The sequence below is a fragment of the Lihuaxuella thermophila genome, assembly GCF_900110165.1.
Taxonomy (GTDB): Bacteria; Bacillota; Bacilli; order Thermoactinomycetales; family Thermoactinomycetaceae; genus Lihuaxuella; species Lihuaxuella thermophila.
Genome location: NZ_FOCQ01000001.1, coordinates 26,872 through 50,021, shown reverse-complemented (window position 1 = coordinate 50,021; position 23,150 = coordinate 26,872). Strand labels below are relative to the sequence as shown.

25 protein-coding genes and 2 riboswitches are annotated in these 23,150 nt (G+C 50.3%); of the genes, 13 read left to right on the top strand and 12 right to left on the bottom strand.

Translation table 11 applies throughout. The features are described 5' to 3' along the window. The first annotated feature begins 76 nt into the window (after positions 1-76). Positions 77-583, top strand: coding sequence for a GNAT family N-acetyltransferase (locus BMW55_RS00290; protein WP_089964374.1), 507 nt, complete (start codon positions 77-79; stop codon positions 581-583). Positions 584-638: 55 nt separating this feature from the next. On the opposite strand, the gene BMW55_RS00285 is transcribed toward BMW55_RS00290, so the two are convergent. The 6 genes from BMW55_RS00285 to BMW55_RS00260 form a co-directional block, all read right to left on the bottom strand. Next, complete coding sequence (locus BMW55_RS00285) at positions 639-1,958, bottom strand: homoserine dehydrogenase (RefSeq protein WP_089964373.1); 1,320 nt, start codon at positions 1,956-1,958, stop codon at positions 639-641. Between the two features lie 68 nt (positions 1,959-2,026). Further along, positions 2,027-2,140: riboswitch (SAM riboswitch) on the bottom strand. Positions 2,141-2,233: 93 nt separating this feature from the next. After that, on the bottom strand, positions 2,234-3,268 hold the full coding sequence (locus BMW55_RS00280; protein WP_425283801.1) for a fumarylacetoacetate hydrolase family protein: 1,035 nt from the start codon (positions 3,266-3,268) through the stop codon (positions 2,234-2,236). A 44-nt stretch (positions 3,269-3,312) separates the two neighbouring features. Further along, positions 3,313-4,491: an MGDG synthase family glycosyltransferase gene (locus BMW55_RS00275; protein WP_089964372.1), complete on the bottom strand. Its 1,179-nt coding sequence runs from the start codon at positions 4,489-4,491 to the stop codon at positions 3,313-3,315. A gap of 55 nt (positions 4,492-4,546) precedes the next feature. After that, positions 4,547-4,828 (bottom strand): small, acid-soluble spore protein, alpha/beta type, encoded by a 282-nt coding sequence (locus BMW55_RS00270; protein WP_089964371.1) that lies wholly within the window; start codon positions 4,826-4,828, stop codon positions 4,547-4,549. A 145-nt stretch (positions 4,829-4,973) separates the two neighbouring features. Continuing rightward, positions 4,974-5,648: a cell wall hydrolase gene (locus BMW55_RS00265; protein WP_089964370.1), complete on the bottom strand. Its 675-nt coding sequence runs from the start codon at positions 5,646-5,648 to the stop codon at positions 4,974-4,976. Position 5,649: 1 nt separating this feature from the next. After that, positions 5,650-5,790: riboswitch (cyclic di-AMP (ydaO/yuaA leader) on the bottom strand. Between the two features lie 141 nt (positions 5,791-5,931). Then, on the bottom strand, positions 5,932-6,543 hold the full coding sequence (locus BMW55_RS00260; protein ID WP_089964369.1) for a superoxide dismutase: 612 nt from the start codon (positions 6,541-6,543) through the stop codon (positions 5,932-5,934). Between the two features lie 254 nt (positions 6,544-6,797). On the opposite strand from BMW55_RS00260, the gene BMW55_RS00255 reads away from it, so the two are divergent. Then, complete coding sequence (locus tag BMW55_RS00255; RefSeq protein WP_170839645.1) at positions 6,798-7,364, top strand: MOSC domain-containing protein; 567 nt, start codon at positions 6,798-6,800, stop codon at positions 7,362-7,364. Between the two features lie 78 nt (positions 7,365-7,442). Here BMW55_RS00255 and BMW55_RS00250 read toward each other — a convergent pair whose 3' ends face one another. Beyond that, entirely contained in the window at positions 7,443-9,797 is a 2,355-nt protein-coding gene (locus BMW55_RS00250; RefSeq protein WP_089964698.1) for an FdhF/YdeP family oxidoreductase, read from the bottom strand. A 232-nt stretch (positions 9,798-10,029) separates the two neighbouring features. Here BMW55_RS00250 and fdhD point away from each other — a divergent pair, with 232 nt between their 5' ends. After that, positions 10,030-10,830 (top strand): formate dehydrogenase accessory sulfurtransferase FdhD, encoded by an 801-nt coding sequence (gene fdhD, locus BMW55_RS00245; RefSeq protein ID WP_089964368.1) that lies wholly within the window; start codon positions 10,030-10,032, stop codon positions 10,828-10,830. Between the two features lie 20 nt (positions 10,831-10,850). Here the strand turns inward: fdhD and BMW55_RS00240 are convergent, their stop codons facing one another. From BMW55_RS00240 to mobA, 4 genes are all read right to left on the bottom strand, one after another. Further along, a complete protein-coding gene (locus BMW55_RS00240) occupies positions 10,851-12,131 on the bottom strand; it encodes an L-lactate MFS transporter (protein WP_089964367.1) in 1,281 nt (426 codons plus the stop codon). Then, positions 12,118-12,261 carry a hypothetical protein gene (locus tag BMW55_RS19140; protein WP_170839644.1) on the bottom strand — a complete coding sequence of 48 codons (144 nt, stop codon included), beginning with the start codon at positions 12,259-12,261 and terminating at the stop codon, positions 12,118-12,120. The genes BMW55_RS00240 and BMW55_RS19140 overlap by 14 nt, the downstream gene beginning before the upstream one ends. Positions 12,262-12,354: 93 nt before the next feature. Next, complete coding sequence (locus tag BMW55_RS00235) at positions 12,355-12,717, bottom strand: Na-translocating system protein MpsC family protein (RefSeq protein ID WP_089964366.1); 363 nt, start codon at positions 12,715-12,717, stop codon at positions 12,355-12,357. After that, on the bottom strand, positions 12,717-13,331 hold the full coding sequence (gene mobA / locus BMW55_RS00230; protein ID WP_170839643.1) for a molybdenum cofactor guanylyltransferase: 615 nt from the start codon (positions 13,329-13,331) through the stop codon (positions 12,717-12,719). Before mobA ends, BMW55_RS00235 begins: the two co-directional genes overlap by 1 nt. Positions 13,332-13,664: 333 nt before the next feature. On the opposite strand from mobA, the gene modA reads away from it, so the two are divergent. The 9 genes from modA (at position 13,665) to moaA (ending at position 19,749) form a co-directional block, all read left to right on the top strand. Beyond that, positions 13,665-14,378: a molybdate ABC transporter substrate-binding protein gene (gene modA / locus BMW55_RS00225; protein WP_170839642.1), complete on the top strand. Its 714-nt coding sequence runs from the start codon at positions 13,665-13,667 to the stop codon at positions 14,376-14,378. 3 nt (positions 14,379-14,381) lie between these two features. Continuing rightward, a complete protein-coding gene (modB, locus tag BMW55_RS00220; RefSeq protein WP_089964363.1) occupies positions 14,382-15,047 on the top strand; it encodes a molybdate ABC transporter permease subunit in 666 nt (221 codons plus the stop codon). A 232-nt stretch (positions 15,048-15,279) separates the two neighbouring features. Continuing rightward, positions 15,280-15,759 (top strand): cyclic pyranopterin monophosphate synthase MoaC, encoded by a 480-nt coding sequence (gene moaC / locus BMW55_RS00215; protein WP_089964362.1) that lies wholly within the window; start codon positions 15,280-15,282, stop codon positions 15,757-15,759. Between the two features lie 8 nt (positions 15,760-15,767). Further along, positions 15,768-16,244: a molybdopterin adenylyltransferase gene (mog, locus tag BMW55_RS00210; protein ID WP_211663640.1), complete on the top strand. Its 477-nt coding sequence runs from the start codon at positions 15,768-15,770 to the stop codon at positions 16,242-16,244. Between the two features lie 19 nt (positions 16,245-16,263). Continuing rightward, positions 16,264-17,511 (top strand): molybdopterin molybdotransferase MoeA, encoded by a 1,248-nt coding sequence (locus BMW55_RS00205; RefSeq protein WP_089964360.1) that lies wholly within the window; start codon positions 16,264-16,266, stop codon positions 17,509-17,511. 5 nt (positions 17,512-17,516) lie between these two features. Beyond that, the gene (mobB, locus tag BMW55_RS00200) at positions 17,517-18,014 is read left to right on the top strand and encodes a molybdopterin-guanine dinucleotide biosynthesis protein B (protein ID WP_170839641.1); all 498 of its coding nucleotides are present in this window, start codon (positions 17,517-17,519) and stop codon (positions 18,012-18,014) included. Then, positions 18,011-18,427 (top strand): molybdenum cofactor biosynthesis protein MoaE, encoded by a 417-nt coding sequence (locus tag BMW55_RS00195; protein ID WP_089964358.1) that lies wholly within the window; start codon positions 18,011-18,013, stop codon positions 18,425-18,427. The genes mobB and BMW55_RS00195 overlap by 4 nt, the downstream gene beginning before the upstream one ends. Before the next feature lie 10 nt (positions 18,428-18,437). Continuing rightward, on the top strand, positions 18,438-18,695 hold the full coding sequence (moaD, locus tag BMW55_RS00190; protein WP_170839640.1) for a molybdopterin converting factor subunit 1: 258 nt from the start codon (positions 18,438-18,440) through the stop codon (positions 18,693-18,695). Between the two features lie 37 nt (positions 18,696-18,732). Further along, on the top strand, positions 18,733-19,749 hold the full coding sequence (moaA, locus tag BMW55_RS00185; protein WP_089964356.1) for a GTP 3',8-cyclase MoaA: 1,017 nt from the start codon (positions 18,733-18,735) through the stop codon (positions 19,747-19,749). A 291-nt stretch (positions 19,750-20,040) separates the two neighbouring features. On the opposite strand, the gene BMW55_RS00175 is transcribed toward moaA, so the two are convergent. Continuing rightward, positions 20,041-21,180 (bottom strand): HAD family hydrolase, encoded by a 1,140-nt coding sequence (locus BMW55_RS00175; protein WP_089964354.1) that lies wholly within the window; start codon positions 21,178-21,180, stop codon positions 20,041-20,043. A gap of 678 nt (positions 21,181-21,858) precedes the next feature. On the opposite strand from BMW55_RS00175, the gene BMW55_RS00165 reads away from it, so the two are divergent. After that, positions 21,859-22,968: an SH3 domain-containing protein gene (locus BMW55_RS00165; protein ID WP_244527384.1), complete on the top strand. Its 1,110-nt coding sequence runs from the start codon at positions 21,859-21,861 to the stop codon at positions 22,966-22,968. Positions 22,969-23,150: the final 182 nt, after the last annotated feature.

Below are 23,150 nucleotides of genomic sequence, written 5' to 3'. Positions count from 1 at the left end.
AGAAGAGATCACGGCAGGAAAAAAACTTTTTCTTCCGTATTTATAAAGTAAACCATTGATGAAACGGAGAGATCTTATGCGGATTCGCAAAGCAAATCCCTCGGATGCGGAAGAAATCGCCCGGGTGCATATCAAGAGCTGGCAAACCACCTACCGCGGGATCGTTGATGATGAGGTGTTGGACAACTTCGATCTCGGGGAGCGGGTAGAGCTATGGAACCGGATCTTGACCCACCGCTCCATTGTCTATGTAGCGGAACATGCGGAAGGAAACATTGTCGGCTTTGCCAGCGGAGGAAAGGAACGATCCGACGATTACCCCTATGATGGCGAACTGTATGCCATCTATCTGCTCCAGGAATACCAGGGACAGGGAATTGGCAAAAAGTTGGCCTCCGCCGTGCTGGGTGAGTTAAAACAGCAGGGCATGACATCCGCTCTGGTCTGGGTGCTCGCCGAAAATCCGGCCCGCCGCTTTTATGAAGCACTGGGCGGAAAGGAGATTGCCACACAGCCGCTGACGATCGGGAAGAAGACCTTTCAAGAAGTGGCCTATGGCTGGAGCAATCTGAATGACTTTTAAAATTAGAGAAGTCACTCCTCCTGAGAGTCGTGACTTCTCTTCGCGATTCATCCCATCAGTTGGACACCACGCCGACTTCGGATTTCACTTCTTCCCCGGCCGACAAAGCGTTCACCGTCACCACGGGCCGGATCACCAAGCGCTTGATCTCTGCCCCGAGTTTGGATAAGGCCACTTCTTCCAACGCTTTTTCCCAGCCTGTGACCAGCAGCCCCAACCGGGATTCTCCGTTTTCAACCGATAAATGCCACTGTTTCAGCGAAACACCCAAGGCCTCCCATCTGTCCTTCAACGCGGGAAGTTCCCGGTCGGACAGGGGTTCATCCGTTTGAACGAAGACAAACCGGGTACAACTGTTTTCTCCGGCCGAAAACAAAAGCGGCTCGACAGATGGAAGCAATTTGGCTGATGGCAACCGCTCGAGATTGCATAAGTCTTCCACCACGGCACTGGCCGTCGGCTGCTCGCCCGCCCCCTGACCGACGAGCGTGAGGTCTTGAATCTGATCCCCTTCAATGTGAATGGCATTGTACACATCATGGACACTGGCTAACGGGTGGCTTAAAGGCAGCAGAGTGGGATGCACCGAACAGGAGATGGGGCCGTTTTCCCCGTATTGTTCCGCCTGGGCCAACAATTTGACCGCATATCCGAGCGACCGGGCGCACTGGAGTTCAGCTGCCGTCACATCGGTGATTCCTTTACAGGGAATTTCTTCAACGGGAATATGGACATCAAACACCAGACGGATGAGAATGGCCAATTTGCGGACAGGATCATGGCCTTCCACATCAGCGGTTGGATCTGCTTCTGCGTATCCCTTTTCCTGAGCGTCTTTCAGGGCTTCGGAAAAATCGCGGTGATAAAGATCCATCTGTGTCAGAATGTAGTTGGTCGTTCCATTGAGTATACCGGAAATCTTATGGATGCGGTTGGCTTTTAAAAAATGCTGCAGCGTTCCGATCACGGGAATTCCGCCGCCCACACTCGCTTCATAAAAGAGCTGGACACCGTTTTGCCCGGCCAGCCGCTCCAGCTCGACCCCATGAACCGCCATCAGTTCCTTATTGGCTGTGATCACGTGGCAACCTTTTTCAATAGCCCGCTTTATGTACGTGCGAGCCGGCTCAATGCCCCCCATGGCCTCGATGATGACCTGCACGTCCTTCTTCATCACATCTTCAAAGTCGTTGGTCAACAAGTGTTCGATCCCGCTGACTTTTCTCTTTTTCTTCAGATCCCTCACAAGTATGGTTTGAATATTGAAAAACCTCCCGGTGCGGCGTGCGATCACATCCTGGTTGCTCACCAGCATTTTCCATACGCCTGTCCCGACGGTTCCCAAACCCAGCAAAGCCACTTGTACTTGTTCCATCGCTCTCCCTCCCCAGGATAAATAAAAACCCTCTTCAGATAAGAAGAGGGTGATCAAAACTCCGGACCTTCTTATCTCTCAGTGCTCGGCACTGCAGGATTTGGCACCTCATTTGCCTCTGAGCAAGGCAAACCGGTTGCCGGGCTTCATCGGGCCAGTCCCTCCGCCTCTCTCGATAAAAAAATCCCAAATGATATCCAGTTGTCAGATATTTAGAGTCTATTATGGACAAACAAATGTTTTTTGTCAATAGAAAAAATAATCTTTCTGATGAACTATTTGGGCAACAGAGATGATTCGCTTTTTACGATCCGGTTGCTCAGCACTCCCAACCGCTCGATCTCCAGTTCGACGACATCTCCCGGTTGCAGCCAGCGGTGCACCTCGGGGCCAAGCTCCAGAATACAGCCGGTTCCAACCGTTCCTGAACCGATCACATCGCCGGGGACCAGCTCACACTCGAGTGAAGCCCTTTCGATCATCTGGGGGAAGCTCCAATAAAGATCCTTCATATTGCCGCTGGAGAGTGGTTTGCCGTTGACTTTCGCGGTCATTTGCAAGTCCCAATGGTGTCCGGTTCGGCGGTCCTCCAGCTCATCCAAGGTAACGAGATACGGCCCTAAGGAGGTAGCGAAATCTTTTCCCTTGGCCGGCCCCAAACCCACTTTCATCTCCTGCCGCTGCATATCGCGGGCGCTCCAATCGTTCATGATGGTAAAGCCCGCTATGTACTCCAAGGCACGGTCAGCCGGTATATTTTTTCCTTTTTTTCCAATCACACAAGCAACCTCCAGCTCGAAGTCCAGCCATTCCGTATACGAAGGTTTGGCGACAGCCGCTTCCGGCCCGACAATCGATCTGTGGTTGGAAAAATAAAAAACGGGGATCTGGTACCACTCCGGAATCATTTCCAGGCCGCGCCTTTGGCGGGAGGTTTTCACATGTTGCTCAAAAGCGTAAAAATCGCGGACGCTGGTCGGCATCGGAACAGGAGCCAGCAATCGGACCTCGCTGAGCAAGACAGCCACCGGCTCTCCCTCCACACGAAGGCGGGGAAGGTCTTCATTTCGAAGAAGCCGTCCCACCTCTTTCAACATCTGAAGCTCAGTTGCTCCCCTGGTCAACAAAGTCAAGATATCGGCCGGCAACGAATGCGGAAAGGAGATCCCTCTGTTGGCTTCCAGCCAGCGCTGGGCGAACACCGCGTCCACCACATACGAGTCTGCCAACCAACCCAGGCGGGCTCCTGCGCTTTCATTCATCTGAATGTTCAGCTCATCCGCCCGGATGATGTAGGTAACCAGTTTCAAGCCGATCCCTCCTCTTTCAAAAAATATACAAGAATGCAGACTCGTCATAAAGTCTGCATAAAGGGAACTTTGGCTTTAAATGTTTCGCTGACAATCTGACGGGCCGCATCGGGAGCCATCAGAGGCTGAAAACGGTCTCTAATTTTCTCCCTTTTGAAATCCGGCGAGAAAAATTTCCTGATTTGAACGCGAATCGTGGACGGCCGTGTGGCCACCGCCACCCGATGATGAATTAAATATTCCTGATTGGCTTGCTCTTGTCCGGGAAATGCTTCGAACAAGAACATGGGCAGCCGCTTGGCAATCGCTTCACTAATCGTAACCCCGCCCGGTTTGGTGACCAGCAGGTCCGCTGCCGACATCCAAAGCGGAATATCATCGCGAAATCCCTCGATGCGGATGTGGGGGCACGCATACCTGTTCTCCAATCGTTCATACAGGCTGCGGTTGTTTCCGGTAAGTACGATAAACTGGATGTGCTTTAATGGGGACAACTCTTTGACCAGATGTTCCATAGGGCCCAGACCCGTGCCGCCGCCCATGATTAAGACGACAGGCCGTTTCAAGTCCAAACCCAGCTGAAGGCGGGCCTCTTCCATCGAAACAGATTCATAAAATTCCCGCCGGATCGGCAGTCCGGTTTCACACAATTCCAGGCCGGTCCTCCACTGAATCCGCTCCAACTGATTTTGCCTGAGCAGACACTTCGGTACACAGAGTACCTTAGGAGCCCGGGCCAGCCAAATGGGATGCAATTCATAGTCGGTCAACACACCGACAGTGGGCACATCCTCCCATCCGGAGGGGCACATCAAGAGTCCGAAAGGGTGGGTAGATACGATTCGGGTCGGCTCAACTTCAGAAAAAACAGTGGTTAACTTTTTGCGAATGCTCCAACCCATCTTCTCGATTAACTCGCTGGATACATACCTGACAACACGGGATTGATGAGTCCAGTCATACAAATAATGATAAAATGAAGGAAACTTATTCAACATGCCGAGATAGCCGGATTGCAAAAGGGGATGAAAGGTGTTAGGAATCAACTCCAAAAGGTCCACCGCCTCCGCTTTTACTCCGGGCAGTTGTTCAAAATGAATTTTTAAAGCTTTTGCAGCGGCGTTATGACCCGTACCAAAGCCCATGGAAAGCAGTAAGACACGTTCGATGGTGACTCCCTCCTTGTACCCATCTATCCCCATTATACTGATTTTGAGCTGCAAAACTGATTCATCCACCAAACTTAAACAAAGTTAATCGATTATTAATATCGAATGATCATCGTTTGGAGAGCAGATTTTTTTCCGCCAGGCGGATCATCTCCTTCACCATGTTGCCGCCGATCGCTCCCCCGATTTTTCCGGCGTCTTCCGCCTTCAAATCGCCGTTCCCCTCTTTGGAGAGAGGAATGTCCAATTGTTTGGCTACTTCCATTTTTATTTCGTCCGAGTCTTGAAAATGAGTCCCCAACACTTGATTCATCACTTTTGTTTTAAACTGTTCCATACCCTGGCGTGCTTCCGGAACCAAAAGCCGGTTCCTGTTTCGCCGACGTGCCATCACAAACCACCTCCTTTAGGGATAGTTTGTGACAGTCACACCCCTTTCTATTACTCAAAAAAAATGTCCATCTCATTCTACACTTTCCCCCACATGTAGGGCAAATAAACAAAAACCCTTGCAGCTTCCTGCAAGGGTTGAGAAATTATTTCATAAATACGTGTTTCCCAATTTTTACGGTTTTCATTTTCTTCGCGCGATTTTTCATCCACTTGGAAGATGCCGTCTCAGGATTGTAGTAGTACAGAGCGCCGGATGTGGGATCTGAGCCTTGGATCGCCTGATAGGCAGCCTTATAGGCAGAATCGTTTGGCTTGAGATTAATCTGTCCGTCCGCAACAGCGGTAAAGGCTCCCGGTTGGTACACCACCTGTTCGACCGAATCGGGAAATTGATCTGATTCGATCCGGTTCAAGACCACTGCTGCAACGGCAACCTGACCGTTAAACGGTTCTCCGCGGGATTCACTGTAGACGGCGCGGGCAAGCAAGTCAATTTCTTTTTGGGAAAACGTCACTTTTTTCAATGCGCCCGTTGTTTCCGGACCCACGATTCCGTCAATCCATTTCAAGTGGTATGTTCGTTGGAACTTGACGACCTGATCCCGGGTATAGGAATCATAGACGCCAGTCACTTTTTTATGATAAAAACCGAGTTGTTTCAGCCGCAGTTGCACATCTTTCACTTGGGCGGCATTATTCTTGCGGCCAACTTTTAACAACGGAAAAGCTGCATCTGCTTGGTGGCCTGAAACAGGCGCTGCCCCTAACAGCAATCCGACGGCGATTCCGCCGGCCAACAATTGTTTGAAACGCTTCATGAATCCTCCTCCTTGTTGCCTCCGAGGTTAGCTGACGGGTTCGGGACGGAAGAGATCCCGGCAACTGTCGTCACAGTTGCTTCACCCCACAAAAAATTGCATCCCCCGTATCTGTTTTCACAGAATTCGGCTTAGGATTTTTTGAACCGGTTCAAAACATTTTCCATTATAAAAAGAGAGTTCATAAGTCCTCAATAGTAATTGACTGGGTTTGAAAGAATCATTTTCCTGTAAATACAAAAAAACACAGCCTGTTTCCAGGCTGTGTTTGAGCTTGATCCGATCAGCCGCGTGCAGCGAGATAGCGTTTGTTTACTTCTTCCCAGTTGACAACATTCCAGAAAGCTTTGATGTATTCCGGACGTTTGTTTTGATATTTGAGATAGTAAGCATGCTCCCAAACGTCGAGACCCAGGATCGGAGTAGCCCCTTCCATGAGCGGGTTGTCTTGGTTCGGAGTGCTGGTCACTGCCAGCTTGCCGTCTTTTACGACCAGCCAGGCCCAGCCGCTGCCAAAGCGTTTGACTGCAGCGTCGGAGAACTGCTCCTTAAATTTCTCGAAGCTGCCGAACGTTTCGTTGATGGCTGCAGCCACTTCTCCGGTCGGGGCTCCGCCACCGTTCGGGCTCAGGATTTGCCAGAACAGGGAGTGGTTCGCATGTCCTCCGCCGTTGTTGCGAACTGCGGTGCGGATGCTTTCCGGAAGGGCATCGAGGTTGGAAATCAATTCCTCGATGGTTTTTTCTCCCACATCATGTCCCTCGAGTGCGGCATTCAGGTTATTCACATAGGTAGCGTGGTGACGGTCATGATGGATCTCCATGGTCAGCGCATCGATATGGGGTTCCAGAGCGTTAAATTCGTATGGCAGAGCGGGTAATTCGTATTTTGCCATCGCAAAACCCTCCTATGTAGACATAAGATAAAATCCCCAGGCACAACCTAAGGATTTTTCATAATAATGTTTACCCATATTTATTATGCTAAAAACCCTTGTCTTTAGTCAACAAATATGTTTCAAAAGTAGGGGTGTTTCCTTTGCTTCTTCCAGAATAGTCAATAAAGGAACGGATCCCCCATTGACATAATGGAAAATAAAGGGGATTATTTATACCATGTATTTCAAGTTACAGAAAGTGAGGCAGGCTCTTGAAAATCATCGAAGCCAAAACGGAAGCGGTCCTGATCGCGGATCAACCCGAGACATTCGTGACACGCCGGATTCCCGAAGCTTATTTTGAAATGGGCGGGATTCCCGGCGACCGGCATTTTGGCATCACCCGCCCGGCCGATTCGAGGCAGCCCATGTACCCGCGGGGGACAAAAATTTTTAACCGAAGACAAATTACCATCTTGTCCGCCGAAGAGTGCGAGGAAATAGCCGACCGGCTCGGTATTGAAGAAGTATTGCCCGAATGGCTGGGAGCCAATCTTTTATTGAAGGGTATTCCGGCTCTGACTTCTTTGACAATGGGTTCCCGCCTGCTCTTTCCCAGCGGGGCGGGGTTGATCTGTCAGGGCGAAAATTTGCCGTGCAGGTTGCCGGGTGAGGTGATTCAAAAGATGAACAGCCATCATCCAAAGCTGGCCGCAAATTTTGTGAAGGCAGCCGATCGGCGCAGGGGGATCGTCTGTTTGGTTGAACGGCCGGGAATCGTCCGGCAAGGAGACACGGTTCGCATATGGGTAAATGATTTTGCCCGCCCTCTGCAATAATGGTTTGGGTGGTAACCAAAGGGGTACAAGCCGATTTTCGTCCCCGTCCCGTTGAAAATCGGCTTGGCCGCTTCCGGTTCACTCAAGTGCTTCCGTCACCGGCTCTTCGACCCGTTTCTCCACATACTTTGTATCTTTGAATGCATGGTAGGTTTCCGCCTTTTCCACAATTACCGCCGTGTTGTATTCAGGGATGCCGGCATATTTCTCATACACACCCTTGGGTATGAGAACATTTCCTTCCGGCCAATGCACTTCAATATTTCCCGGCTTCACATGATCCAATTTGACCCGGCCATGAAACGTGCCGTGTTCATTATAGACAACCACTGCCTCTCCTTCGCCGACCTCCAATCTGGCGGCATCCTCCGGATTCATGAGCACATCATAACGGCCGGCATGGTTGAACGGGTCCGTTTCACTGTAAATCATGGAATTAAATTGTTTGCCCCGGCGCGTCGTCAGATAAAAGTGGCCTTCCGGCTTTTGCAGCTCGGGCAATTCAATGGGGATCAGATTGCCCCGGCCATCAGGCGTGGGACAAACCCCGTTCTCACACAGCCACGCTCCGCCCCACTGAAATACGTCTCCCTGCTTTTTCAGATGTTGAATGCCGTCATAATTGGGAGCCGCTTGGGCAATCTCATCGCGGATTTGCTGGGCGTTATCAAACCAGATCAACTCTTTTTGTTCCGGTTTCACGCGAACGGCAAGATCCCGGTATATCTCCCATTCCGCGCGGGCTTCTTCGATGCGCGGGCCCTCGATTTCCGGAGAGAAGTAAACCATCCGTTCCGTTGAAGTCGACGTCACTCCCCCCGGCATCTCATAACGGGTCATTGCCGGCAACACGATGACCGCCTCTTTCGCATCGACAAAGGTGGATGTATTAAAGATAATATCCTGATGGACCCGGATGTCCACACTTTCCAGGCATCTTTTGACAAAGTCGGGATCCGGCATCGTCTCCAGAAAGTTTCCGCCCGATGTATAGAAAAGCTTCAGCTTACGTTCATGTTCTTCGGGAAGAAGCGCATTTTCCAGCGTAACGCCCACAATATCCCCTTGCCACTTCGGCAGTTCAAACCCCCAGACTTTTTCGATACGGGAAATATCCGGTTCTTTAAAATCACCTCCGGGCAAGCTGAAGGGGTCGGCACCCATTTCACCCGAACCCTGCACGCCGGAATGCCCGCGAATCGGCATCACTCCTGTGTGCTCCCGGCCCAAAAATCCTCTGAGCAGAGCCAGATTCGCCACCTGTGAGACATTATCCGTCCCGAACCGGTGTTGCGTCAGGCCCATCGACCACACAAATACCGCAGACCCGGCTTTTGCGAGAAGTTGGGCAAATTCGCACATCCGCTCCCGGGACAGCCCGGAAGATTGTTCGAGTGTTTCCCAGTCATACTTCATCACGTGGCTCTTCAGGGCTTCATAGCCGTTCACATGTTTCCTGACAAATGCGTGATCGATCGCCGATCCGGGTCTGGTCTCTTCCATTTCAAACCAGTGTTTCATCACCCCGTTCATAAACGCGATATCCCCGCCGATATTCACCTGATAGAAATCATCGGCGATCTTGGTCCCAAACAACGCGGAATCCGGGATGGAAGGAATCCAGTATTTTTCCATCGAGGGTTCATAGTACGGGTTGATGACAATAATTTTCGTCCCTTTCCGCTTGGCTGCGTACATGTATTTAGTGGACACCGGCTGATTGTTGGCGGCCACACTCCCCCAGAAAACCAGCACATCCGTGCCGATCCAATCTTTATAACTGCAACTGGAAGCGCCGATCCCAAGCGATCGTTTTAAGGCGGTCTTGGAGGGGGAGTGACAAATCCGGGAAGCGTTGTCGATATGGTTGGTTCCCAGGAACCGGGCCACTTTTGCAGCCACATAGTAGGTCTCATTCGGAGTTCCCCGGGAGGTCAAGTAAAAAGCCAACTGCTTGGGATCGATGCTCTTGATTTTTTCCGCAATCAAATCCAGCGCTTGATCCCAGGAGATGCGCGTGAATCTGCGTTCACCCCGCCTGCGGATGAGCGGATACGGGATGCGCCCCAATTTTCGAAGAGCCGTACTATCCATCTGACGGAGCTCTTCCATGTCGCTGTGGATCACTTCCGGCTTCATCGCCGGCATCGTATTCAGACGAAGCACATTCAACCGCGTAGTGCAAAGGTGAGGCCCGGTTAATGTCTGATCGTGGAGTCCGGCCACGCCGAGTGCGCATCCGTCGCATACACCCCGGGTTAAAATCCGCACGGCATAAGAAAGATTGTCGCGATTTTCCCAGGCCGCTTTGAGCGTATCCCGGATATGATGCGGTTTTATTTTCCCCAGGCCGAAGGGAACCGGACTCACCCAGAGTTTGGGGTCCGGCAGTTTCGAGAGTTTCATCGGGCCTGAATGTTTTGTTTTTCCCACCTGAATCACCCCATTTTTTCTTTTCCAACAAAAAAACCGCAAAATTCCCCTTTGCCAGGTAAAGAGAATTCCGCGGTTGTTAGTTCTTTAGCAGGTTCGCTACTAAAGGGCCAACTACCTGATGTACAAATGCAGACTTTCATTGGTCCCAATTGTATCCTGAATATATTTGATAATAATTATATAATGAAAACAAAAGACTTACAACCGCTTACACAAATGAGGGATCGACATGAAACTGACCACGAACCGAAATATCTTCAAATATACAGAGAATTCCCGAACCGAACGGGAAGATGAAATCGCAGTGGAATATCCGCTGACGGTTGTGTTGAACGGGGATGAATTTGCCACGCTGGTCTGTTCCCCCTCGGATCTGGAAGATCTGGTCATTGGCTTTCTCGCCTCCGAAGGGGTCATCCGCTTCCCCGACGAAATCAAAACGATCAGTTTGGACGAAAAAGGCGGTTTTGCCTATGTGGAAATCACCCATCAAAAACCGGCCGGCGCCGAGTTTTATTCCAAGCGGTTCATCGGATCATGCTGCGGCAAAAGCAGGCAATCCTTTTATTTTTACAACGATGTAAAGACGGCCAAAACGGTGCTGACCCGGGCGCAAATCACCGTCGCACAATGTTTCCGGCTGATGCGGCTGCTGCAGCAACATTCATCCGAGTTTAAAAATACCGGAGGGGTCCACAACGCGGCGTTGTGCGATCCCCATTCCATCCTCATCGCCCGGACGGATATCGGCCGGCACAATACATTGGATAAAATCTACGGCCACTGGCTGCGAAACCGGATCCCCCTCCATGATAAACTGATTGTTTTCAGCGGCCGCATTTCTTCGGAAGTGCTGCTTAAAACAGCTAAAATCGGGGTGGGAATCATTCTTTCCAAGTCGGCTCCCACGGATCTCGCCCTGCAATTGGCGGATCAGCTCGGCATTACCGTTGTCGGATTTATCCGGGGGGATCAATGCAATGTATATACCCATCCCGAGCGAATCACAGAAACCATTGCACCGGACTGAGCGAAACGAACCAAACAGGCTTATTTTTTGAATGCGATTCCACGGGATTCAACCTGATTTGGCCCGCTCAGCATCCGCAATTTCCTGATATCGATCCGAATCAATAAAGAAACCGCCAATGCCACGACAAAAAGCATCCCAAACACATACAACGTACCCACATAGCTTTGGGTCGTGTCTCTGACCCAAGCTGCAAAAATGGGACCGGCGAGGCCGGCGGCCGACCAGGCGGTGAGGATGTATCCGTGGATCGCTCCCAGCTGTTTGGTGCCGAACAGATCGCCGATATAGGCCGGGATCGAGGCAAAACCACCGCCGTAACAGGTTAAGATCAGGAAAAGAAGGATCTGGAATAACAGGGCATGGGTCGATTCAGGCAACAAAAAATAAGTAACGATCTGAATCACGAAAAAAGCTGTATACGTGTTGGGCCTTCCGATGTAATCGGATAGCGAAGCCCAACCGATGCGCCCCAGCCCATTGAACAATCCCAGGAGACCCACCATGGACGCTGCAGCCAGCGGACTCAGTTTGGCGATCTCCTGTGCCATCGGGGAAGCAACAGACAGAATCGCAATGCCGCAAGTAACATTGATGAAAAGCATGATCCACAGATACCAGAACCGCCGCGTTTTGACAGCTTCATTTGCCGTTAATTGCGACAAGTCGCGGTTGACCGGTTGCGCTCCTGTTTGTCGTGCTGCCCCTGTTTTCTCAGGCACCCAGCCCTCCGGAGGCGGAGACAGGTATTGAGCCGATGCGAACATGACCAGAAAATAGATGATCCCCATGATCAAGAATGTACCCGCTATGCCAAACGAAACAATGAGCCTCGCCATCACCGGACCGCCGATCAGCGCGGCAAATCCAAAACCCATGATGGCCAGACCGGTGGCCAGCCCCCGCCGGTCCGGAAACCATTTGACCAAGGAAGAAACCGGCGTGATATAACCAACTCCCAGTCCAACTCCACCCAGGACTCCATAAAACAAATATAAAAGCGGAAGAGATTCGAGGTATACAGCCAACCCTGAACCCAGCATCCCCAGGCCGAAAAAGACGGCTGCCAGAGTCCCTGATTTTCTGGGACCGTGCTTCTCCACGTAATGCCCGAGAAACGCTGCCGCCAGTCCAAGGATCAAGATGGCAATACTGAAAGTTAACGATACTTGCTGGGTATTCCAGCCAAATTGCTTCATCAAGGGTTTGGTAAATACGCTCCACGCGTACACCGAACCGATGGAAATGTGGATTCCCACAGCCGCAGCCGCAATAAGCCAGCGATTTTTAACCTTCTGCATTGGATAACCCCCTTTTATTTCCAGCAAAAATAAAAACCGGCATAAAACAAGCTCCGAAAGAGAGTTGTTTTATGCCGGATAATACTTCTACAACACCTATAGAAGCACCAACCCTGGCAAGCGCTTTCACCGATAGCCCATCAACGAAATTTCATTGACGGACCATCTAGTTTTATTATATATATTGTCGCAACTTTGTCAAAATAGAAACAAATATGCCTTATCAATCTTTCGGACCCGTCCCATCCACTTTTCTGTCAAAAATAAATACGGAGACCGCCATATCTTCTTCGATTTTGATATCGGAAAATAAATGCAGCAATTTGGCCCCTACCACCTCTTCCATCCCCTCAGGCACCTTTTCAGCATAGACGCGCTGGATCATCTTGGTACGGGCGGCGTGAATCATGTCCGCACCCTGGGGATTCTGAGCGATAAACTTCTCCGTGGGGGTCAAATTTCCGTGCAAAACGCAGATCGCCATATTGTCCACAAAAGTAGTCTTGATTCTTTCAGGGCCTTTGCCGAACAGATCCTTCCGGACTTTCCGCACAATTTCATTAAACAAGGCTTCTTTCTTTCCCACTACAGATGTTCCACCCCTGTTCCTCTATTGATCAGCGCTTTTTTATACTCCTCCGGCGTATTGACATTCGTGACGAACCGCAAGTCCAATCCGTGTTCCATGAAAAACGATTCATCCGCCCGTTTCCAATGGATCCGTTCCAACAACTGTTTCACCTGCCTGATCTCCTGCCGGAGAAGGTCTAAAATGACAGATCCGCACGCTTTGCCGTAGATGGCGTGAAGCGGATGAGTCCGACCGCTGACGACCGGAACCACCGCATCACATTTGAACCGGCGCCGGCAGGCAATCAGGGCTTGGGCGACCCGGCTGGACAGAAAGGGAAGATCGCAGCCAACGATCCAAACATCGTCATGGCTCGCCCGGGTCAATGCCGTATGCATACCCCCGAGCGGTCCCTGAAAAGGAATCTCATCCCGTACGATTTGTACCCCCTCTCCAACTACAGGAGAAAACAGATCGGGCTGATTGGTAACTACAAACAGCTCATCACAGATCCGCTTCATTTCTCTCACTTGCCGCTCGATCAGGGTCTCCCCGCCAAATGGCAGCAACGCTTTCATTCGGCCATTCATCCGGCGGTTTTCACCACCTGCCAATATCACACCTGTCACCATTTGATCCACCCTTTCCAACCGCTCCAACGACTGTCCGGCCGTGCCACCTCATTTTGGATCGGATAGGAATGACATATGATAGTTTAAATATCCAATTTTAATAATAAAAACATTTATTTGATTTATCTAGCAATCATTTGACTACAGATTCATTATCTATTACCATAAGTAGATGGTCAATTATTCCCTGTATTTAAAAGTTGTATGGAAATATTCCCCTTCCCCCATACAGCTCACAAGGAGGTTCATTCCGATCCGGGCATGAGGAAAATACTGGCTATCTTTTTTATGATTATTTTTGTTCTTTATTCCGTCACGGGCTGCTCAACGATGGACAAAGTGCCCGTCATCGTCTCAGCCCCGGCAAGCATGAGCAATGTTTTGCTTGCGATCAGTCAACAGTACGAAAAATTGCATCCGCAAGTGGATATCAAGCTTAATTTCGGCTCTTCCGGTGCGCTCAAACGCCAAATCGAAAAAGGCGCAGCTGTTGACGTATTTATTTCTGCCGGCAAATTGGAGATGGATGCACTGTCGAAACAAGGGCGGATCGATTCGGATACGATACACAACTTTGCCGAGAATGAATTGGTGCTGATCCGGCCCGCCCAAACGGCCAATCCCGTCCGGTCCCTCCAGGATCTGAACAAGAATGAGGTTAAACGGATTTCCATCGGCGAGCCGAATTCTGTGCCGGCCGGACGTTACGCTTTCCAATCGTTAAAGCATTTGCGTCTCTGGAATGACCTCCAGCCCAAGCTCGTATTTGCAAAAGATGTACGGCAAGTGCTCACATATGTCGAAACGAAAAATGTGGATGCGGGGATTGTGTATCGAACCGATGCCCTCTCCAGCCGAAAAGTTGCGATCGTGGAACAACTGGATTCGGCAAGCCACGAAAAAATCCTGTACTGCACAGGCATTGTCAAAAACGCGGCCCATCACCCGGAAGCTCTGCAATTTCAGCAATATCTGCTTTCCAAAGAGGCTGGCTACATTTTAGTGAAAAACGGATTTTTGCCTCTTCGGCACCAGAGGTGGTAGCAGTTGGTCGATTCATTTTGGAGTCCGGTCTTCGTCTCAGTAAAAGTTTCTCTTTTGTCAACGTGTTTGGGGATTATAGCCGGAATCGGATTTGGATGGATCATGGCCAAATACCGTTTCCGGGGAAAAGGGTTGATCGAAACCTGTCTGCTGTTGCCGCTGGTTTTGCCCCCGACGGCCGTTGGATTGTTTATCCTGACGATGCTCGGCAGACAATCGCGATTGGGAGAGTGGATGGAACAAACCTTCCATTTCACGCTGATCTTCTCTTACGAGGGCGCCGTTTTAGCCGCCGCCGTTGTCGCGTTTCCACTCATCTATCAAACATTGAAAACGGGCTTTGAGTCTGTGGACGCAGAACTGGAAGCTGCGGCCCGCTGCGATGGTGCCAATGGCTGGCAGGTTTTTCGGTATATTCATCTTCCCCTTACCAAAAGATCCTTTGCAGCCGCCACCATCCTCGGATTTGCCCGGAGTTTGGGAGAGTTCGGGGCAACCCTGCTGGTCGCCGGCAATATCCCCGGCGAGACGCAAACGATTCCTACCGCCATGTATGTCGCCATCGAGTCAGGGCAAGACCGGCTCGCTTTATTATGGGCCATGTGCTCAACTGCTCTCTCCTTTCTCCTATTATTACTGGTGAACCAAACAAGCAGCAAACAAACCTAACTTCAGCCGGTCATGCCAGGATGGTTTACCAGTTTTTTATTTTTTAACCGGTCACATGGTCATTTATTCCAATTGGCATTCGATCTATTATTTATATAATATAATTTAACTGACGAAGGAACGTCCAGTTACGCTTGTTGATTTGTATGAATTGTTCGGTTATTCTATTGTTAAGCTTTTCGACAGAAACAACCATCAGGATACACACTACGAAGCTAGAGAGGATTCAAAGATGCTTACCCATTTTAATGAACAACAGCGCGCCAGGATGGTAGATGTTTCCCATAAAGAACCGACGGAGCGCACGGCGGTGGCCAAAAGCCGGGTGGTCATGAAACCGGCAACGCTCCAAACCATTGAACAAGGCAAAATATCCAAAGGGGATGTGCTGGCCGTAGCCCAGGTGGCCGGTGTGATGGCGGCCAAGAAAACATCTGAGCTGATCCCCATGTGCCATCCCATTTTTACAACCGGAGTGGATCTCGCTTTTGAAAAGACTGCGGACGATACCATAGAAATCAAGGCAACCGTCAAAACGGTGGGCGTCACCGGAGTGGAGATGGAAGCTTTGACAGCGGCAACCGCGGCGGCGTTGACGATCTATGACATGTGCAAGTCCGTAGACCCGGACATGGTCATCGGGCCTACCTATTTGGTTCGGAAAACGGGCGGCAAAAGCGGAGATTATGTTCGGACCCCAGAGAAAGGATGACCGTTGGCGTGAGTTGGAAAGTGGGAATCGTAACCGTCAGCGACGGTTGCGCATCCGGAACAAGAGAAGATTCCAGTGGAAACCTGCTCAGACAATTGTGTCAGGAGTGGGACGTGATCGAATATCGGGTGATCCCCGACGAGCAGCAGGAAATTGAGGAGACTTTAAAAGAGCTTGCCGATCAAAAAGGTTGCCACTTGATTCTGACGACCGGCGGTACAGGATTTGCTCCCCGCGATGTGACCCCCGAAGCTACGAGAGCGGTAATCCACAAAGAGGCTCCAGGAATATGCGAAGCGATGCGGGCAGTGACTGTTGCTCACACCAAATACGCGATTTTATCCCGGGCGGTTGCCGGCATCCGCAACCAGACACTGATCGTGAATCTGCCCGGAAGCCCCAAAGGTGTAAGGGAATGTTTCGACGCCATTTCTGGCGTCCTGCCTCACGCCCTTCGCATACTGTCAGGAAATACGAGACATTAAGCCACCCGGAGGATTGAGCATGCGTTTTAATCGTGAAATCGTAAAAGTCGCAGAAGCACAACAGAGAGTCCGGCCGTACATCCGAACGGGAAAAACGGAAAAAGTCGCTCTTCTAGACTCATTTGGGCGTTATCTGGCTGAAGACATCCGGGCAAATGAACCTCTGCCTCATTTTCGCCGGTCCGGGATGGACGGGTTTGCCATCCGGTCCGCCGACACAAAAGGCGCTTCCAGGGACAATCCGGTCTGGTTCCAAGTCATAGAAACGATTCCTTGCGGTTCCGTTCCTGAAAAAGATGTGCAACCGGGCACCGCTTCGCGAATCATGACGGGCGCGGCCGTTCCGAACGGGGCCGATGCGGTTGTGATGTTGGAAATGACCCGGACAGAGGAACGGGACGGACAAGTTTTCATCTCCGTTTCCAGAGAAATTCCCCCCGGACATAATATCACCCCCGTCGGTTCAGAAGTGGAACAAGGGAAGCTGCTCCTTGAAAAGGGGCGGAAAATCAATGCGGGAGCAGCAGCCCTCCTGGCAACCTTCGGCTATGCAGAAGTAGAAGTATACAAGCGGCCGCGAGTTGCCGTATTTGCCACCGGATCGGAACTGCTCGATGTCGAATCCCCCTTACAGCCCGGAAAGATCCGAAACAGCAACAGTTATTTGCTGGCCAGCCTGCTGCTCGATGCAGGTGCATGTCCGCTCATTCATAAAACGCTGCCTGATGACCCGGACCGGGCCCAAGCGGCCATTCTCGCTGCTTTTGATGAAGCAGATTTGGTCATTACCACTGGTGGTGTCTCAGTCGGAGACTACGACATACTCGTAGACATTTTCGAGCGGTGGGACGGCCGGATGCTGTTTAATAAAGTTGCGATGCGCCCGGGCAGCCCAACCACTGTAGGCATCTGGAAAGACAAGTTTTTATTTGCCCTGTCGGGAAATCCGGGAGCTTGTTTTGTGGGATTTGAACTGTTTGTCCGGCCTGTTCTCAAGGGCATGCAGGGAAAGGCCGACCCGGATCTGCCATATTTTACGGCCACCATGGCTGAGGATTTTACCACCCCCTGTCCTTTCGAACGGTTTGTCCGGGCGTATCGCTACGTGACCGATGGGAAAGTGTTTGTCAAACCCGCCGGGATGGAGAAATCAAGCATAACCTTAACGATTAAGGATACCGACTGTTTGATCGTCGTTCCCCCCGGGGGGCGCGGCGTGTTGGCCGGAGACCAGGTAAAAGTGATTTCTCTTGCAGAGTGGGAGTGATTTTTTTGCACCGGCAAGCGGTTTTGCAAATCGTCGGCTATAAAGATTCGGGAAAGACAACATTAATCTGTCAATTAATCAGACAATTATCGGAGAAAGGATTGCGGATCGGCACCATTAAGCATGACAGCCATGAACTCCGGCTGGATGCTGAGGGAACGGATACTTGGAAACACAGCGAGGCCGGTGCCCAGGTGGTTGCGGTTAGCTCACAGAAAAGAACCGCCATCTTTAAACAGCAGGCAACGCCTCTGTCCAATCTTTTAACCGCTATGTCCGGGTTGGATTTGATCCTGGTGGAAGGATTTAAGCGGGAGCCCTATCCCAAAATCCTGATGATCAAAAAAGAAGACGATCTTGCATTGATGGAGCAATTATCAAATATTATTGCCGTCGTTTCCTGGATTCCGCTTGAAAATGCCTGCACCCCTGTCTGGTCTGTCAACCGCACAGAGGGGCTTGCTGAATTTTTGCTTCGCTATACGGGGGTTGAGCATAAATGAAACATGTTGCTGTTACACAAGAGGAAATCGATGTCCGGCACCTGATCGAATGGGTACAAGACCGCAATTGCGGGGCGGTTTGCACCTTTATGGGAACCGTACGCGAGTTTACCCATGGAAAGAGAACCTTGTATTTGGAGTATGAAGCTTATCAGGAAATGGCCGAAAAGATGATGGAAAAAATCGGGGACGAAGTGCTGGAAAAATTTCAATGCACGAAGATCGCCGCCGTTCACCGGGTCGGACGTTTGGATATTGGAGAAGTGGCCGTCGCCATCGCTGTTTCCGCTCCCCACCGAAAAGATGCTTTCCAGGGGTGCCGTTATGCCATCGACCGGATTAAAGAGTTTGTACCCATCTGGAAAAAGGAGTATGGCGAAGACGGTTCCTACTGGGTCGGATGCAATTGTTAAGGAGAGAAGGGTGATAAAATTGCAAACAAAGGTAAAGGTCCTCTGTTTTGCCGGTCTGGGGGAAGCCATCGGCAAGTGTGTGGAGATCCCTGTGGACAGCGAAATATCGGTCTCAGAACTGCGTGAACGGTTGATCAGCACATATCCGGAGCATGAACGATCGATCCGGTCGTGCATGATCGCCGTCAATCACGAATACGTTACCCAAGAAACAGCGATCAAAACCGGTGATCAGATTGCCCTGATCCCACCCGTCAGCGGCGGATAAGGATCAGAACCATATGTGAAAAAAAAGGGGGGGTACGATGGGCAAAGATCTAACCGACGCACTGGGCCGACCCCTTAGAGACTTGCGCATTTCGGTTACCGATCGTTGCAACTTTCGCTGCCGATACTGTATGCCGGAAGAGATCTACAGCCGGAACTATCCGTTTTTGCAACCGGACCAGTTGCTCAGTTTTGATGAAATCGCCCGGTTGACCCGCATTTTTTCGTCCATGGGCGTCAAGAAAATTCGCATCACAGGCGGCGAACCTCTGCTGAGAAAAGACCTCCCGGAACTGATTCGCTTGTTGACCTCCATCCGTCCGGTTCAAGACATTTCCCTGACCACCAATGGAGTTTTGCTCAAAAAGCAGGCCGCTTTTCTCAAAGAGGCGGGCTTAAACCGGATTAATGTCAGTCTGGATACACTGAAGGACGAAACATTTACCCGCCTGAACTCGCGCAATCACAGGGTGAAACAAGTTCTTGAAGGAATTGATGCAGCTGCTGAAGCGGGACTCCGGGTGAAAATCAATATGGTCGTCATAAAAGGAATCAATGATGATGAGATCGTGTCGTTTGCCCGGTACTTTCGGGGCAGCGGACATATCGTCCGCTTTATCGAATACATGGATGTAGGAAACAGCAATGGCTGGAACCTGAAGCAAGTGGTCTCCAAAGAAGAGATTGTCCGCAGAATTCATGCCGAAATGCCGGTGGAAGAGATCGAACCCAACTACTTTGGAGAAGTGGCCTCCCGTTACCGCTATCAGGGGTCGGACGAGGAGTTTGGTGTGATCTCTTCCATTACGGCTCCCTTTTGTTCTTCCTGCACGCGTGCCCGGTTGTCTTCTGACGGTCAATTGTACACTTGTCTCTTTGCTTCAAAAGGCCATAATCTGCTGGGCCTTCTGCGTTCCGGGGCCTCTGATCCCGAGATCGGGCAGTTTATCAAGGACGTTTGGCAGCATCGAAACGATCGCTATTCGGAGGAGCGTTCATTCCAAACAAGACAGCAAAAAAGCGATAAAATTGAAATGTTCTATATCGGTGGTTAGTAACAAATGTCTGAATCGGTATGAAAGACCCACAAAACAAGATCGCAACGGGGGAGAAGACTTCACGTACTGTACGGAGGGGATTCTCCCTTTTTTTTTGACCACTCCGCCTGAGCGCAAATTCGGGCAATTCCTGAATATCCCGCTAAACCGACGGGCCCGGTTAAACCGTTCGGGTCGCTGTATCAAGTTAATTTGTCGTGCGAGGATGATCGAAACAACCCTTTTCAAAGAGGAGCGGATTGTGCCGGATCCAAACGAAAAGCCCGCCATGTTAAAATGGCGGGCTTTTCATTGAAAAATACGTTCCAGCTCTGTCACATCGTTTAAAATGTAATCTGCTTTCAGCTCTTCAAACTTGCTTCTCGCCGCTTGGCCGGTAAGCCCGGTCAGAGTTGCCGCAAAATCACAACCCATTTTCCTGGCCGCCAATAGATCGGCAACCGAATCGCCAACTATGAGCACTTTTTTTCCATCCGCAATGGGCAATGCCAGAGTTAAACATTCTTCAGCAGTGGAAGAACGTCCCAAATATGCTTTGATATACGTAAACGGCTCCGGTTTTCCAAGCGGGGCCCGCTCCGGATACGATTCCTCCGCGGTGATCACATCGGATGCCGTGGCAATTCGCTCCGGATCAAAAGCCGAATAGAGTCCCAAGTCTTTAAAGGGCACTTCCGTCTCCAGCAAGCTGCGCCCTGTGCCTATTCCAAGCGTAATGCCTTTTTCGGCCAGCCGCTCCAGCATGGTGCGCATCTTCTCCGGTTCGGCAATGGGAATCTCCTGGTAAAGAAATCCTTTTTTACCCCCGAGACGCGCTGTTTTCCCTTCGGTTTGCAGATACAACGGGTCTCCCAAATACCATTCCTGATATACGGAATAACCCAGCTCCCACAAAGAACTGTTGCGTGAAAACTGGCTGACTGGCACTCCGAACCACTTTTCGGCAAGGCGATTAAAATAGACGAGCAATTCGTGCTTTACAATTTGCTCATCTCCGTCGAACAGGGAGATAAATGAGCCGAAGGAAGGTTTAAAGGACCGAACCTTATTTCCTCCCCATTCTCTCAGCTCCCGCAATGCTTCTTCCGTGACCGGTCTGGTTAAAAACCGTTCCACTTCCTCCTTATGATCCGGATACAACTCTTTCAACAAAAGCATGAGTTGGGCGGAAAAAGCAAGGTAAACCATATCCCAGTTGGAATTGATGCCTTTTGATTTCATCCAGTCCAACACCCGGTCGTCCTGAAAAACTTCGCTCCGAATGCGGCGGATCTCTTCTTCATCCGGTTGTGTGGTATGGGATTTCCCGTTCAGCGACAAAAAATGCGGAGCATAAAGCAATTCCCAGACAGACAGCGCCGAGGCGTCAAAACAACGCTCTTCACTTAAGAAGACCCCGTCTACGTCAAATAAGATGATGTCGTACAAATCCAAAGCCTCCTACCCTTCCGAGAATATTATTACTTTATCACAGTATCGTATGAAAGAAAATCCTCCGGACAAGCCCGGCCGATTTCCTATTATTATAAACCGAACCACGGACTTTGCCACAGAAAAGAGCGTCGAAAACTTGAACCGCCGGGCCGCAAAAGAAAAGCACTCATTTTAAATGAATGCTTTTCACACAGAAACGGCAGATCAACCCCGTCTCCCTGTTCAATGGCACCCATCGTTTTTTCGCAAATCGTCAAGCCCGGCTTCAATGCCTTTGCCGGGAACCGTCAACACGCTCTCCGGAAGTTGTTCCATCCCGGAATTTCCTTCCCGTTTTTGTTATAGCTCCGCCACTTTTTAATTACCGAATTTTCAAACTTAAATTCGCCTTGACTACTCAATTTAAGGAAAACCTATATATCTGACCATTTACATCCGCAAACGCGTTTCTGATCCATCTCCGAGGGTCCAGCTGTTATATAATAGAATGTAAATAGTATAATTTGTATTGGTACTTAATTTTTAAAAAAATTTACATAAACTGTCTTCCCAGGCATCATTCTTTCGATTATGATGGAAGGAGAGATACTTAAGCACCGCGGGAATTTCTTTTTTGATTGTGCCAAGGGGGAGGGGAACACCATTAAACAGATAAAATGGTGTCGTTTTATCGTGTTTGCGGCCATTTTGGCACTGATTGCTACGATTCAGCTTCCTGCTACTGGTTATGCGGCTTTTACAGAGTACAAAATTGAAATCAATAAAAGGACCAATAAGTTATATCTTTATCAAAATGGCAAGGTAAAGAAGGTTTATCCGGTAGCGACCGGGAGAACCCAATCGCTCACTCCGGAGGGAACGTGGCCGATTGTGGTCAAAATCAACAAACCGGGTTGGAAAGGAATTCCCGGGGGGCATCCGTCCAATCCGTTGGGAGAGCGCTGGAACGGGCTCTCCGTCCGTGGTGACAATGGCCGTACCTATGGCATTCACGGGACGAACAACCCGGGATCGATCGGAACACACGCGTCCAGCGGTTGCGTACGGATGTATAACAAAGATGTAATCGAACTCTCTAAGACGATTTATGAAGGAACACCCGTGTGGATTCACAGCGGAACCAGCAACAATAAATGGCGCGGAGATTCGCGGGTGGGTCTCAAACCGGCTTCGGGTACGGTAAAAATCACGGGCAGCAATGTGAATGCGCGCACCGGTCCATCGACAGGTTCCTTTGTCATTCAAACCCTGAAAAAAGGAACCGTTTTTCCGAAAACAGGCGTGTCCGGTGATTGGTATCAAGTCAAATTGCCCAACGGCCGGCTGGCATTTGTTTATAAAGCTTATGCCAGCAGTTCGGGCGGATCTGCACCACCGCCGTCATCCGGAATCAAGCCCGCTTCCGGACAAGTGGTAGTGACGGTGGATGTGGCCAATGTCCGCGCAAATCCCAGTTTGAAGGCGGCAATCGTCACCAAAGCGAAAAAAGGAACCAAATTCACCCTGACGGGGATGAACAACGAATGGTTCCAAATCAGGCTTTCAAACGGGAAAACCGCCTACTTGCACCATACGGTTGCCAAGCAAACCACCTCTCAATCCATCATTCGGGTCGTGGTAAACTTAGCCAATATCCGGTCAGCCCCTTCTTTATCGGCAAAGGTTCTGCAGCGGGTTCCGAAAGGAACCACTTTGACGAAGACCGGCATGTCGGGTGATTTTCACCAAATCAAGCTGAAAAGCGGAACAACAGCTTATATTCATAAATCCTGCGCAAAATAAAAAAATTTCCCGCGGCGCGGCGGATTTAGCCAGGTGGCCATCCAGGTCACCTGATTTTTTATTCCTGCCCGGAACCGGCAAACGAAGTTTCGTCAACAGAGCTCGCCATGTCATTATCTATTATTTGGGAGAATTGAATGTGGTTTCATGCAATAGGATGATCATACTATTCAAGAAAAAAG

What these genes read in the sequence shown, in the direction of transcription:
- modA (WP_170839642.1), top strand. Translation starts at nt 13,665, where the DNA reads ATGGACAAAGTGCCCGTCATCGTCTCAGCCCCGGCAAGCATGAGCAAT.
- BMW55_RS00290 (WP_089964374.1), top strand. Translation starts at nt 77, where the DNA reads ATGCGGATTCGCAAAGCAAATCCCTCGGATGCGGAAGAAATCGCCCGG.
- BMW55_RS00260 (WP_089964369.1), bottom strand. Translation starts at nt 6,543, where the DNA reads ATGGCAAAATACGAATTACCCGCTCTGCCATACGAATTTAACGCTCTG.
- fdhD (WP_089964368.1), top strand. Translation starts at nt 10,030, where the DNA reads ATGAAACTGACCACGAACCGAAATATCTTCAAATATACAGAGAATTCC.
- BMW55_RS00265 (WP_089964370.1), bottom strand. Translation starts at nt 5,648, where the DNA reads ATGAAGCGTTTCAAACAATTGTTGGCCGGCGGAATCGCCGTCGGATTG.
- BMW55_RS00195 (WP_089964358.1), top strand. Translation starts at nt 18,011, where the DNA reads ATGAAACATGTTGCTGTTACACAAGAGGAAATCGATGTCCGGCACCTG.
- moaA (WP_089964356.1), top strand. Translation starts at nt 18,733, where the DNA reads ATGGGCAAAGATCTAACCGACGCACTGGGCCGACCCCTTAGAGACTTG.
- BMW55_RS00240 (WP_089964367.1), bottom strand. Translation starts at nt 12,131, where the DNA reads ATGCAGAAGGTTAAAAATCGCTGGCTTATTGCGGCTGCGGCTGTGGGA.
- BMW55_RS00270 (WP_089964371.1), bottom strand. Translation starts at nt 4,828, where the DNA reads ATGGCACGTCGGCGAAACAGGAACCGGCTTTTGGTTCCGGAAGCACGC.
- moaC (WP_089964362.1), top strand. Translation starts at nt 15,280, where the DNA reads ATGCTTACCCATTTTAATGAACAACAGCGCGCCAGGATGGTAGATGTT.
- BMW55_RS00205 (WP_089964360.1), top strand. Translation starts at nt 16,264, where the DNA reads ATGCGTTTTAATCGTGAAATCGTAAAAGTCGCAGAAGCACAACAGAGA.
- BMW55_RS00285 (WP_089964373.1), bottom strand. Translation starts at nt 1,958, where the DNA reads ATGGAACAAGTACAAGTGGCTTTGCTGGGTTTGGGAACCGTCGGGACA.